At 65.1% G+C, this 11,574-nt stretch carries 13 protein-coding genes; 3 read left to right on the top strand and 10 right to left on the bottom strand.

What is annotated here, in order from left to right; all coding sequences use genetic code 11:
- Positions 1-170: 170 nt before the first annotated feature.
- The 3 genes from def (at position 171) to truA (ending at position 2,681) form a co-directional block, all read left to right on the top strand.
- Entirely contained in the window at positions 171-698 is a 528-nt protein-coding gene (def, locus tag AS156_RS33730; RefSeq protein WP_066513677.1) for a peptide deformylase, read from the top strand.
- Between the two features lie 135 nt (positions 699-833).
- Positions 834-1,769, top strand: a complete 936-nt coding sequence (gene fmt, locus AS156_RS33725) for a methionyl-tRNA formyltransferase (protein ID WP_066513702.1) — start codon at positions 834-836, stop codon at positions 1,767-1,769.
- 174 nt (positions 1,770-1,943) lie between these two features.
- Positions 1,944-2,681, top strand: a complete 738-nt coding sequence (gene truA / locus AS156_RS33720) for a tRNA pseudouridine(38-40) synthase TruA (protein ID WP_066513676.1) — start codon at positions 1,944-1,946, stop codon at positions 2,679-2,681.
- Between the two features lie 63 nt (positions 2,682-2,744).
- Here the strand turns inward: truA and dapE are convergent, their stop codons facing one another.
- The 10 genes from dapE to rpmH all read right to left on the bottom strand — a co-directional run bounded on the left by dapE (position 2,745) and on the right by rpmH (position 11,424).
- Positions 2,745-3,899 (bottom strand): succinyl-diaminopimelate desuccinylase, encoded by a 1,155-nt coding sequence (gene dapE / locus AS156_RS33715; RefSeq protein ID WP_066513675.1) that lies wholly within the window; start codon positions 3,897-3,899, stop codon positions 2,745-2,747.
- A 121-nt stretch (positions 3,900-4,020) separates the two neighbouring features.
- Positions 4,021-4,866, bottom strand: coding sequence for a 2,3,4,5-tetrahydropyridine-2,6-dicarboxylate N-succinyltransferase (dapD, locus tag AS156_RS33710; RefSeq protein ID WP_066513674.1), 846 nt, complete (start codon positions 4,864-4,866; stop codon positions 4,021-4,023).
- 114 nt (positions 4,867-4,980) lie between these two features.
- Entirely contained in the window at positions 4,981-5,673 is a 693-nt protein-coding gene (locus AS156_RS33705) for a pyrimidine 5'-nucleotidase (RefSeq protein WP_066513701.1), read from the bottom strand.
- Positions 5,674-5,724: 51 nt separating this feature from the next.
- Positions 5,725-6,711, bottom strand: coding sequence for a DUF1036 domain-containing protein (locus tag AS156_RS33700; RefSeq protein WP_066513700.1), 987 nt, complete (start codon positions 6,709-6,711; stop codon positions 5,725-5,727).
- A 152-nt stretch (positions 6,712-6,863) separates the two neighbouring features.
- Positions 6,864-7,757, bottom strand: coding sequence for an acetylglutamate kinase (gene argB / locus AS156_RS33695; protein WP_066513673.1), 894 nt, complete (start codon positions 7,755-7,757; stop codon positions 6,864-6,866).
- Positions 7,758-7,865: 108 nt separating this feature from the next.
- On the bottom strand, positions 7,866-8,234 hold the full coding sequence (locus AS156_RS33690; protein ID WP_066513672.1) for a DUF423 domain-containing protein: 369 nt from the start codon (positions 8,232-8,234) through the stop codon (positions 7,866-7,868).
- Positions 8,231-8,884, bottom strand: a complete 654-nt coding sequence (yihA, locus tag AS156_RS33685) for a ribosome biogenesis GTP-binding protein YihA/YsxC (protein WP_066513671.1) — start codon at positions 8,882-8,884, stop codon at positions 8,231-8,233. The genes AS156_RS33690 and yihA overlap by 4 nt, the downstream gene beginning before the upstream one ends.
- A 134-nt stretch (positions 8,885-9,018) precedes the next feature.
- On the bottom strand, positions 9,019-10,878 hold the full coding sequence (yidC, locus tag AS156_RS33680) for a membrane protein insertase YidC (RefSeq protein WP_066513670.1): 1,860 nt from the start codon (positions 10,876-10,878) through the stop codon (positions 9,019-9,021).
- 3 nt (positions 10,879-10,881) lie between these two features.
- Entirely contained in the window at positions 10,882-11,259 is a 378-nt protein-coding gene (gene rnpA, locus AS156_RS33675) for a ribonuclease P protein component (protein ID WP_066513669.1), read from the bottom strand.
- A gap of 30 nt (positions 11,260-11,289) precedes the next feature.
- Positions 11,290-11,424, bottom strand: coding sequence for a 50S ribosomal protein L34 (gene rpmH / locus AS156_RS33670; RefSeq protein WP_008542748.1), 135 nt, complete (start codon positions 11,422-11,424; stop codon positions 11,290-11,292).
- Positions 11,425-11,574: the final 150 nt, after the last annotated feature.

Below are 11,574 nucleotides of genomic sequence, written 5' to 3'. Positions count from 1 at the left end.
ACCATCCGTTGTAGCCGATTCGCCGTGAAGCGCGAACGAAGAGGGAACGCTTATGGTTAATCCATCATTGATTTTCGCGGTTAACGCGACCTGAAGAAACGTGGTTAAGGCTGGCTTAACCGGTTCCAGAGCGCATTGACCCCCGCAAGTCAGCGGCTTAAATCGCGCGCATGGCTATCAGAGAAATCATCATCCTGCCGGACAAGCAGTTGCGGCTGGTGTCGAAACCTGTCGAGAAGGTGACGCCGGAGATCCGCAAGCTCGCCGACGACATGTTCGAGACCATGTACGACGCTCCCGGCATCGGGCTTGCGGCAATCCAGATCGCGCAGCCGCTGCGGCTGATCACCATGGACCTTGCGAAGCGCGACGAGAACGGCGAGTCGACGCCGAAACCGCGTGTCTTCATCAATCCGGAGATCATTGCGCGCTCGGAAGAGCTGTCGGTCTATGAAGAGGGCTGTCTCTCGATCCCCGAATATTACGAGGAGGTCGAACGTCCCGCGCGGGTGCGCGTCCGTTTCCTGGATCTCAACGGCAAGGTGCATGAAGAGGATGCCGAGGGGCTGTACGCCACCTGCATCCAGCACGAGATCGACCATCTCAACGGCGTGCTGTTCGTGGACTATCTGTCGAAGCTGAAACGCGACCGCGTGCTGAAGAAATTCGCCAAGGCCGCCAAGCGCGCGGTGGAGTAGCCGCACGCTCTCCGCTGTCATGCCCGGGCGTGGCCCGGGCATCCACGTCTTCCTTCTGGAGGGGCCAAAGACGTGGATGACCGGGACAAGCCCGGCCATGAGGAAAATTGGATCCTCCCGGAAGAATCTGACCGCATGCCTTTCCGCCTGATCTTCATGGGCACGCCCGATTTCGCAGTGCCGACGCTGCTGGAGCTGGTGGCGCACGGCCATGAGGTCGTGGCCGTCTACACCCGCGCGCCGAAGCCGGGTGGCCGCCGCGGCCTGCAATTGCAGCCGACGCCGGTCGAGCGCGAGGCGCGACGGCTCGGCATTCCCGTCCTGACGCCGAAGACGCTGAAGACGCCCGAAGCGCTCGAGGAATTTCGCGCGCATGATGCGGATGCTGCGGTCGTCGTGGCCTACGGCATGATCCTGCCCCAGGCGATCCTGGATGTGCCGAAGCTCGGCTGCTTCAATCTGCACGGGTCGCTGCTGCCGCGCTGGCGCGGCGCCGCCCCGATCAACCGCGCCATCATGGCGGGTGATGCCGAGAGCGGCGTGATGGTGATGAAGATGGATGTCGGCCTCGACACCGGCGACGTCGCGATGGCCGAGCGGCTCGCGATTTCGGACAGTATGACGGCGTCCGACCTGCACGATGCGCTGGCGCCGCTCGGCGCCGACCTGATGGTGCGCGCGATGGGCGCGCTGGAGCGCGGCGGATTGCAGTTCAGGAAGCAGAGCGAGGACGGCGTCACCTACGCCGCCAAGATCGAGAAGGCCGAGGCGCGGATCGACTGGAGCAAGCCGGCGCACGCGGTGCTGCGGCACATTCACGGGCTCTCGCCGTTCCCGGGCGCGTGGGCGGAACTGGATGATGGCGGCACCCCGGTGCGCCTGAAAATCCTGCGCTGCGAGCTGGCCAAGGGTTCGGGCGCGCCCGGCGACGTGCTCGACGGCAATCTTGCGATCGCCTGCGGCGATGGCGCGATCCGCCTGCTCGAGCTGCAGCGCGAAGGCAAGGCGCGGATGCAGGCGGCGGATTTTTTGCGCGGGACGCCGCTGAAGCCGCCGGCGCGGCTTTCGTGAGATCGTCATGCGCGGGCTTGACCCGCGCATCCATCTCGAAAAAGTTTGCCCTGAAGGCGATGGATTGCCGGGTCCCGTCTACGCCAGGGCTTCGACGAGGCTACGGTCTGAGGCGCGCCGATGCTTCAGCGAAGGCGGCAAGCCCGGCAATGACGGCTCAACCAGATCGGATCTATGCCCCGCTACAAGCTCACCATCGAATATGACGGCACGCCGTTCTCCGGCTGGCAGATCCAGGACACCGCGCCGACCGTGCAGGGCGCGCTGGAGGCGGCGGTTAAGGCGATCTGCGGCGAAGACGTCCGCGTCCACGGCGCCGGCCGCACCGACGCCGGCGTGCACGCGCGCGGCCAGGTCGCGCATTGCGACATCGCCAAGAGCTTTCCGCCGGGCCGGTTTCGCGACGGGCTGAACGCGCATCTGCGCCCGAATCCGATCGCGGTCCTTGCGGCCGACATCGTGCCTGACGATTTCGAGGCGCGCTTCTCGGCGACGAAGCGGCACTATCTCTATCGCATCGTCAACACGCGCGCGAACCTTGCGCTCGACATCGGCCGCGTCTGGCGTGTGCCGCGCGCTCTCGACGCCGCTGCCATGCATACAGCCGCGCAGCGGCTGCTCGGCAAGCACGATTTCACGACCTTCCGCGACACGGAGTGTCAGGCCAAATCACCGGAGAAGACGCTAGATCAGCTCGACGTCACGCGCGACGGCGATGCCGTGAACATCGTGACGTCGGCGCGCTCGTTCCTGCACAGCCAGGTGCGCTCGATGGTGGGATCGCTGGTCTGGGTCGGCGAGGGGCGCTGGAGTGCGGACGATCTGTTCGCCGCGCTCGCCGCCCGCAACCGCGCCGCCTGTGGCCCGGTCGCACCGCCGGAGGGACTGTATCTGGTGCGGGTGGATTATTAGCGCCCCCAATCCCTACTGTGCATGGGGTTGTTTTCGATGTTTTGGTCCAGCCGACCGGCAGGACTACGCAAAATACCGATCCAGAATGCCGCGATAGACCTTGGTCAGCTTCTCCAGGTCGGCCACCGGCGCGCGTTCGTCGATCTGGTGCATGGTCTGGCCGACCAGACCGAATTCGATCACCGGGCAGTAGCTCGAGATGAAGCGCGCGTCTGAGGTGCCGCCCGAGGTGGACAGCTCCGGCTTGCGGCCGGTGACCTCCTCGATCGCGGCCACCGCGAGGTCGGTGAACGGCCCGGGCTTGGTGACGAACACGTTGGAGTTTGACGGCATCCATTCGATGTGAGCGCGGATGCGGTTGCCGCAGGCCTTGACCAAGCGCTCGTCAACGAGCTGCCGCAGGCTCTCCTGCGTGTGATTGTCGTTGTAGCGGATGTTGAACTTGGCGCGGGCCTGGCCCGGGATCACGTTGCTCGCACTGTTGCCGACATCGACCGAGGTGAATTCGAGATTCGACGCCTGGAATTGCGCGCTGCCGTGGTCGAGCGGCTCGTCGCTCAGCGCCACGATCAGCCGCGAAATATCAGGCACCGGGTTGGAGGCGCGGTGCGGGTAGGCGACATGGCCCTGCACGCCATCGACGATCAATGTACCGGATTGCGAGCCACGGCGGCCGACCTTGATCATGTCACCGAGCACCTCGACATTCGAGGGCTCGCCGAGCACGCAATGGTCGAACCTCTCGCCGCGCTCGGCACACCATTGCAGCAGCTTGACGGTGCCGTTGATGGAGACGTCTTCCTCGTCGCCGGTGATCAGGAACGAGATCGAGCCTTTTGACTTGCCGTTGTGGTCCTTCAGATATTGCAGCACCGCGGCGACGCTGCAGGCGATGCCGCCCTTCATGTCGACCGCGCCGCGGCCGTAGAGATAGCCGTTCTTCACCTCGCCGGAGAACGCGCCGACCGTCCATGCCGATTCATCGCCGGGGGGCACCACGTCGGTGTGGCCGGCAAAGGTGATGTGCGGCGCGGCGCTGCCGATGCGGGCATAGAGATTGTCGATGTCGGCGGTGCCGGGCTCCGAGAAAGTCACGCGATGGACGTCGAAGCCCGCGGTCTTCAGCAGATTTTCGAGAACGCCGAGCGCGCCGGCATCGGCCGGAGTGACGGACGGGCAGCGAACGAGATCGCGGGTGATGGAGACGGCATCGGTCATACCTCCCGCTTAACACGTCGCACCGCGGGTGGGCCAGCTTTGTGCGGCACCATTTTCGTGGCCTCGGCCAGCGACAACGGCAAAGCCGTTGCGCGGCGGTGACAGTGATCGATGAGGCCGATCAGTCGCGCAGCAGCTCGTTGATGCTGGTCTTGGCGCGGGTGCGCTCGTCGACGCGCTTGACGATGACGGCGCAGGCCGTGGCCGGGCCAGGCTGGCCGTTCTTCATCGGCTTGGGCGGCAGCGTGCCGGGGACGACGACGGCATATTCCGGCACTTCGCCGATGAAGGTCTCGCCGGTCTCGCGGTCGACGATCTTGGTGGAGGCGCCGAGGAAGACGCCCATCGCCAGCACTGCACCCTTGCGCACGATCACGCCCTCGGCGACCTCGCTGCGGGCGCCGATGAAGCAATCGTCCTCGACGATGACGGGCTCGGCCTGCAGCGGCTCGAGCACGCCGCCGATGCCGACGCCGCCGGAGATATGCACGCGCTTGCCGATCTGGGCGCAGGAGCCGACCGTCGACCAGGTGTCGATCATGGTCGCTTCATCGACATAGGCGCCGAGATTGACGAAGGAGGGCATCAGTACGACGTTACGGGCGATGAAGGCCGAGCGGCGGACGATCGCGCCCGGCACCGCGCGGAAACCGGCATCGCGGAAGCGGTTCTCGCCCCAGCCTTCGAACTTCGAGGGCACCTTGTCCCACCACGACGCCTTGCCGGGGCCGCCCGCGATCTGGCCCATCTCGTTGAGGCGGAACGAGAGCAGCACCGCCTTCTTCAGCCACTGATTGACCTTCCACTTGCCGCCGGTCTCGCGCTCGGCGACGCGGGCCTCGCCCTTGTCGAGCAACTCAAGCGCATGGTCGACGGCGTCACGGACCTCGCCCTTGGTCGAGGTCGAAACGCCTTCGCGGGCGTCGAACGCGGCGTTGACAGTGGATTCGAGGGCGGACAGGGACATTGGGCGATCCTTGGGCGGAATTTGCTGGGGATTCGGTTCGCTTTTTCGGGATTTGCGGCCGCGGAGTCAAGGCTGGCCCACGCCGTCGCCCGGATTTCGCTTCCTCCAGTCGGGCTACGGCTTCAGCCGCTGCAAAAAGCCGGTCAGATCGTCGGTGACGTGGTCGACATGCGCGGCGTCGCGGCCTTCGAGCTCCCAGGTCTCGCGCACCACCTCTCGGCTGCCGTCGGGTACGACGAGCACCGTGGTCATGCCGAGCTCATGCGGCACCACCAGATTGCGTGCAAGGTCCTCGAACATCGCCGCCCTGGTCGGGTCGACGTCGTGAAGCTTCAGGAACTTGGCGTAGGTCTGCGGCGCAGGCTTCGGCTCGAGATCGGCGGCGATGATGTCGAACACACCGTCGAAATGGTGGCTGATACCGAGCCGGTCGAGCACCGCCTCGACATGATCGGTCGAGCCGTTGGTCAGGATCAGCTTGCGCCCCGCCAGCCTCGCGATCGCTGCCCCCATCGCCGGATTCGGTTGCAGCGGCGAGTGGTCGATCTTGTGCACATAGGCGAGATAATCATCCGCGCTCACGCCGTGCTCGGTCATCATGCCGCGCATGGTGGTGCCGTAGCGCAGGTAATAGTCCTTCTGTATCCGCCGCGCCTCTTCCGGCGTCACGCTCAGCCAGTTGCTGACGAATTCGCCGATCCGCGCATCGACCTGCTGCCACAGATTGACGTGGTGCGGGTACAGCGTGTTGTCGAGGTCGAACACCCAGGTGTCGACGTGAACGAAGTTGCGGGGGGTCTTAGTCATGGCTTTCTCCACGGGTCGTCTCAGCTTTCGCAGCAACGACGAAGGAAATGATCATGGCATCGCGAAGCGCAGCGTCTTGCCGCCGCTGGTCATGTCGACCGGGGCGAAGCCGATCGCGGTGAGACCGCGGTTGGCGCAGTCGCCCTGGTCGTTGACCTCGAACTTGCTGTCGCGCGTGCAGAGTTGCGTCAGGCCACCCCAGTTGAGCGGCTTGTCCTTGATGCGGATGGTGCGGTTGTCGCTGTCGACGGCTTCGGCGAAGGAGTAGATCTGTTTCGGCGTGCCTGTGACGTCGGGATGCAGGCACTTGCCGGGATCGATCCGATACCAGCCGCGGCTGGTCACCGCCTTGCCGTCATCGGTGGCAACCGCGGCCATTACCTTGTGCGGCGTGTCGTTGCACCAGGTCAGCCCCGATGGCGACGGCTTCTGCACGGCGTCGATCATTGTGGCGAAAAAGTTCGGCGACTGCACGATGTCGTTGGCGAGCCCGCGGCTCTTGAGGAAGGCGGACAACGCAGACTGCGTCTTCGGGCCGTCGACGCCATCGATCGGCGCGGCGTCGTAGCCCGCGATCACCAGGAGGCGCTGGATGCCGGCGAGCCGCGCCTGCTCGTCGTCATACTCGCTGTCTTCGGCGAGATAGGCGACGAGATTGCCGTCATCGGTCTGGGTCGGGGTGATCTGGGTGAACTGTGCCGGCGTCTGGCCGGAGCGGCACTGGCGCGCGGCCGCGATCACGAAATTATCCTGCGCGACGCAGAGCGTATCGGTGCCGTTCTGCGGGATCGGCGAGGCGCCGTAGACGCCGAGCGCGCGCGCATTGAGCAGCACGCGGTCGGCGGTCAGCGCGCCCTGCACCACGACGCGGCAAGTCGCCGGATCGATGCGGAACCAGCCCCGCGTCGCCGTCGCGGCCTTGTCGTCGATGCCGATCGCGGCCTCGATCACATAGCTCATCCGGTTGCAGAGCTTCAGGTCGGCATGCGCCGGCTCTGACGAGAACATGAGCGAAGCGATCGCGGCGGGGAGCGACATCATCAGCCGTGCGAGCGGCGATCGCCGCCGCGACCGCCTCAGGACCGCAGCGATGCGGGCGTGTATGGTCGTATGGCGTTCGCTGCGCAGGGCGGGGATGGCCGGGACAAACCCGGCCGTGATGGCCCTCGATCGCTTGACCCCGCCTGCCATTACTTATGGATCAGCGTGCCGGTCCCCTGGTTGGTGAAGAGTTCGAGCAGCACCGCATGCTGCATCTTGCCGTCGATGATCACGACGCCCTGCACGCCCTGTTCGAGCGCGTAGATGCACGTCTCGACCTTCGGGATCATGCCGCCGGAAATGGTGCCGTCGGCGATCAGCTTGCGGGCGTCCTTGATCGACAAATCGGGGATCAGCTTCTTGGACTTGTCGAGCACGCCGGGGACATCGGTCAGCAGCAGCAGGCGCTTGGCCTTCAGCGCGCCTGCGATCGCGCCGGCGAAGGTGTCGGCGTTGACGTTCAGCGTCTGGCCCTCCTTCGAGGTCGCGAGCGGCGCCAGCACCGGGATCAGCTCGTAGCCGATCAACTGGTTGAGCAGCGTGAGGTCGACCTTTTCGGGATCGCCGACGAAGCCGAGATCGATGGCCTTCTCGATATTAGAACCCGGGTCGATCATGGTGCGCGTCGTCTTCGACGCCTTCACCATGTTGCCGTCCTTGCCGGAAAGGCCCACGGCCTTGCCGCCGGCCTCGTTGATGTAGCCGACGATCTGTTTGTTGACCGAGCCGGCCAGCACCATCTCGACGATCTCGATGGTCGCGGCATCGGTGATGCGCAGGCCGGCGGCGAATTCGGACTGGATGCCGAGGCGCTTCAGCATGGTCGCGATCTGCGGCCCGCCGCCGTGCACCACCACCGGATTGATCGCGGTCTGCTCGAGCAGCACGATGTCGCGCGCGAAGGCTTTTGCGGTGTCCTCGGCGCCCATGGCATGGCCGCCATACTTAATGACGATGGTCTCTTCGTCATATTCCTGCATGTGGGGCAGCGCCTCGGACAGGATGCGGGCCTGATCGAGCGGGCTGATATGCTGGTCGGTCATGGGGCTGGTCTCGTCGTCACGGAGGGGGCGGGGCGGTTCTATCTGATTGCCGGGCAGGCGCAAAGTGCTCTTCACCCTCTCCCCTTGTGGAGATGGGAAGAAGACGCGTCAACGTTTCGGCCAGGCCGCCGCGACTGCGAGCACCAGCCAGCTCAGGATCAGTAATGTTCCGCCGGTCGGAGCAGCCATCGGAAACAGCCCGTGGCCGGCATATTGGCGCGCCGTCAGGTCGCCTGCGAACAGTGACGCCGCGATGACGAAGCCGGCCGCCGCCGCAACGCCGATCCGGGCATGAACGACGGTGCTGTCCACGAGCGCAACGGTCGCGAGTACCGCGGTCGCATGAAACAGCAGCATCGAAGATGCCGCGCCCAGGCGCGCGGCATCCGGCAGATGGGCTGCGGCGGCCGCCAGTATGACACCGCAGCCGCCCATGATGGCGGCGAGGCCGGTCAGGAGGCGGGGCAAGCCGCTCATCGGCGCCGTTCCTCGATCAGGCGCACCATCGCGGCGCGCAACTCCGGCATGCCGTCGCCGGTGCGCGACGACGTCACCAGCAGCTCGGGGAACGCCGCCGGGTGTTTCGCCAGCGCCGCCGTGGTGTCGGCGATGACGGTCTTCAGTTCGCCGGCCTTCACCTGGTCGGCCTTGGTCAGCACGACCTGGTAGCTGACCGCGGACTTGTCGAGCGTCTTCAGCACGTCGAGATCGACGTCCTTGATGCCGTGGCGGGCATCGATCAGCACGTAGACCCGCGCCAGCGTCGCCCGCCCGAGCAGGAATTTGTGGATCAGCTCAGTCCACGAGGCGACCTTGGTCTTCGGCGCCGAGGCGTAGCCATAGCCGGGCATGTCGACGAGGCGGAAGCCGGCCTTTTCGGGGCCCTCGAAGAAGATCAGCTCCTGGGTGCGGCCCGGCGTGTGCGATGTGCGCGCCAGATTGCTGCGGCCGGTCAGCGCATTGATCAGGCTCGACTTGCCGACATTGGAACGGCCGGCAAAGGCGACCTCGAGCCCTGCCATCGGCGGCAGCGTCTCGATCGAGGGTGAGGCCCAGATGAAGCGCCAGTCGCCGGCAAACAGCTTTCGCCCCTGCTCGATCAGTTTCGCGTCCGGTTCGGCGGCCATCCAGAAGATCTCCGGTTCGTCATGGCGGGGGCTCGGCCCAACCATCCACGTCCAATGTTTGTCACCCTCCAATACGCTGATGCCCGGCACAAGGCCGGGCATCATGATTGAGAAGGCTGATTTGCCTGGAAGCGCTACGTCGCCTTCCTGGCAAACGTCGCTTTCAGATTGTCGAACAGTTCCACCTTCACGCCGTTCTTGCGCATGATGAAGCTCTGCTGCAGCACCGACAGCGTGTTGTTCCAGGCCCAGTAGATCACGAGACCTGCCGGGAAGCCTGCCAGCATGAAGGTGAAGATCAGCGGCATCCAGTCGAAGATGATCTTCTGCGTCGGATCCGGCGGCGCCGGGTTGAGCTTCATCTGGAACCACATCGTGATGCCCATGATGATCGGCCAGATGCCGAGCGCCAGATAGTGACCGAAGATCGGAAGCTGCGTCGGATCGTAATGCAGCAGGCCGAACAGCGTGAACAGGTTGGTCGGATCGGGCGCCGAGAGGTCCTTGATCCAGCCGAAGAACGGCGCATGCCGCATTTCGATGGTGACGAACAGCACCTTGTAGAGCGAGAAGAACACCGGGATCTGGAGAGCGATGGGAAGACAGCCGGCGATCGGGTTGATCTTCTCCTTCTTGTAGATCTCCATCATCTCCTGCTGCTGCTTCACGCGGTCGTCGGGATAGCGTTCCTTCAGCGCCTGCAGCTGCGGCTGCACCGACTTCATCTTCGCCATCGAGGCATAGGACTTGTTGGCGAGCGGGAAGAACAGCAGCTTCACGATCACGGTCACGAGCAGGATCGAGACGCCGAAGTTTCCGAACAGGCGGTAGAACCAGTCGAGCGCCAGGAACATCGGCTTGGTGATGAAGTAGAACCAGCCCCAGTCGATCAGGAGATCGAAATGGTTCAGCCCGAGCTCCTTGTTGTAGCCGCCGAAGCCGACCAGCGGGAAGTTCATGCCGACCACGCTGGCTTCCTTGGCGCCGGCGAACAGCCGCGCGTTGGCGCTGATCGTGCCGCCGATCGGGAGTGTCTGCGCGCCAAGAAGATAATCGGTCTGGTAATCGTGCCTGTCGCCGACCGCTTCGGACGAGTAGCGCACATGCAGCTTGGCCGAAGTGTCGGGCAGCAGCGCCGACGCCCAATACTTGTCGGTCATGCCGAGCCAGCCATTGGTGGCGTCGAAGGTGACCGACTTGGCGTCGTCGATCTTCTTGTAGGAGAATTCCTGCAGGCCGTGCTCGCCGAGATATCCGATCAGGCCCTCATGCAGGATGTAATAGCCCGAGACCTGCGGCGTGCCGTGACGCGCGATCAGCGCGAACGGATACAGGGTGACCGGCGCGTTGCCGACATTGCTGACCTCGTCCTTGATGGTGAACAAATAGCGGTCGTCGATCGAGATGGTGCGGCGGAAGGTCAGGCCCTCGCCATTGTCGTATTTCAGCGTCACCGGCGTCGTCGGGGTCAGGCTGCCCGAGCCTTCCTGCTGCCACTCGGTGTTCTGGTCAGGGAGCCGCACCGTCGATCCGGTCGCGGGCACCCAGCCGAATTCGGCGTAATAGGGAGCGGCCGTCTGCGACGGAGAGAACAGCACGATCGGCGGCGAATTGGGATCGACCGTCTCGCGGAACTTGACCAGCGCGATGTCGTCGATGCGGGCGCCCTTCAGCGAGATGCTGCCCGTGACGTGCGGGGTGTCGATCTTGACGCGCGGGCCCGCGGCCAGCGCCGCCTCGCGGCTGACGGTCGGCCCGGCGGCAGCGGCGGTCGGCTGCGCGCTCGTGGGCGCGCCGGTGGCGGACGGCGAGGGAGTCGTCGAGGTCTGGCCCGGCGTCGCGGTCGCCTTGGGGGTCGGCTTCTGCAACTCGGCCTGCCGCTGCTGTTCCGCGCGCTGCTTCTCCATCTGCGGCATGTTGTAGAAATATTGCCAGGCGATCAGGACGAGGCCGGACAGAATGACGGCAAGGATCGTATTGCGGTTGTCGGACATCTCTTAAGGTCTCGTCATTCCGTTCGGATTACGCGCCTTGTTACGCGCCTGGGGCGCAGGCCGGTCGAGGCGGCGCAGCGCCGACCGCAGATCGTCAAGCATGGTCGCAAAGTCACGCGTCAGCGCATCACGGCGGCCGACTAGCACATAATCATGGTGCGGTCGCATCGATATGACGCCGGCCTGCTTTACCACCTCGCGAAGCCGGCGGCGGATGCGGTTGCGCTCGGGCGCGCTGCCGTTTTTCTTGGTGACGGTGAAGCCGACGCGGATCGGGCCGTCATCGCCGCGCCGGCGCCCCTGCAGCACAAAGGCTGCGCACGTCGCCCGTGCGCCATTGGCAACGGCGAGGAAGTCCGCCCGCTGCCTTAGCCGATCCATAAAGAATCTCCGAAGAGGAGATGTCCGGGCTCAGGCGCTCAGGCGCTTGCGGCCGCGCGCGCGGCGTGCGGCGAGGACCTTGCGGCCGCCGGCCGTGGCGAGACGGGCGCGGAAGCCGTGACGGCGCTTGCGCACCAGTTTGCTGGGTTGATAAGTCCGCTTCACGGGTAAGTCTCCGCTGACCGGGCAATTTGCCGTTGAATTGAGATGAAGTCCGATAATGCTGGCGGGCCCAAACGGGCCGTTCACGGCCCCAAATGAGCCGCCCCCGGGTCAAGAACCGGGCCATCGCGGACAGTTGGCGCGGCTTATAAG

The organism is Bradyrhizobium macuxiense (assembly GCF_001542415.1).
GTDB lineage: Bacteria > Pseudomonadota > Alphaproteobacteria > Rhizobiales > Xanthobacteraceae > Bradyrhizobium > Bradyrhizobium macuxiense.
The sequence above is the reverse complement of the archived record's forward strand: the minus strand, read 5'-3'. Positions and strand labels throughout refer to the sequence as shown.

Excerpts from the sequence above, each read along its gene's own strand:
- argB (WP_066513673.1), bottom strand. The coding sequence starts at position 7,757 with ATGACCGACCAGCATATCAGCCCGCTCGATCAGGCCCGCATCCTGTCC.
- def (WP_066513677.1), top strand. The coding sequence starts at position 171 with ATGGCTATCAGAGAAATCATCATCCTGCCGGACAAGCAGTTGCGGCTG.
- yihA (WP_066513671.1), bottom strand. The coding sequence starts at position 8,884 with ATGGCCGCCGAACCGGACGCGAAACTGATCGAGCAGGGGCGAAAGCTG.
- dapE (WP_066513675.1), bottom strand. The coding sequence starts at position 3,899 with ATGACCGATGCCGTCTCCATCACCCGCGATCTCGTTCGCTGCCCGTCC.
- AS156_RS33690 (WP_066513672.1), bottom strand. The coding sequence starts at position 8,234 with ATGAGCGGCTTGCCCCGCCTCCTGACCGGCCTCGCCGCCATCATGGGC.
- yidC (WP_066513670.1), bottom strand. The coding sequence starts at position 10,878 with ATGTCCGACAACCGCAATACGATCCTTGCCGTCATTCTGTCCGGCCTC.
- dapD (WP_066513674.1), bottom strand. The coding sequence starts at position 4,866 with ATGTCCCTGTCCGCCCTCGAATCCACTGTCAACGCCGCGTTCGACGCC.
- truA (WP_066513676.1), top strand. The coding sequence starts at position 1,944 with ATGCCCCGCTACAAGCTCACCATCGAATATGACGGCACGCCGTTCTCC.
- AS156_RS33700 (WP_066513700.1), bottom strand. The coding sequence starts at position 6,711 with ATGTCGCTCCCCGCCGCGATCGCTTCGCTCATGTTCTCGTCAGAGCCG.
- rnpA (WP_066513669.1), bottom strand. The coding sequence starts at position 11,259 with ATGGATCGGCTAAGGCAGCGGGCGGACTTCCTCGCCGTTGCCAATGGC.
- fmt (WP_066513702.1), top strand. The coding sequence starts at position 834 with ATGCCTTTCCGCCTGATCTTCATGGGCACGCCCGATTTCGCAGTGCCG.
- AS156_RS33705 (WP_066513701.1), bottom strand. The coding sequence starts at position 5,673 with ATGACTAAGACCCCCCGCAACTTCGTTCACGTCGACACCTGGGTGTTC.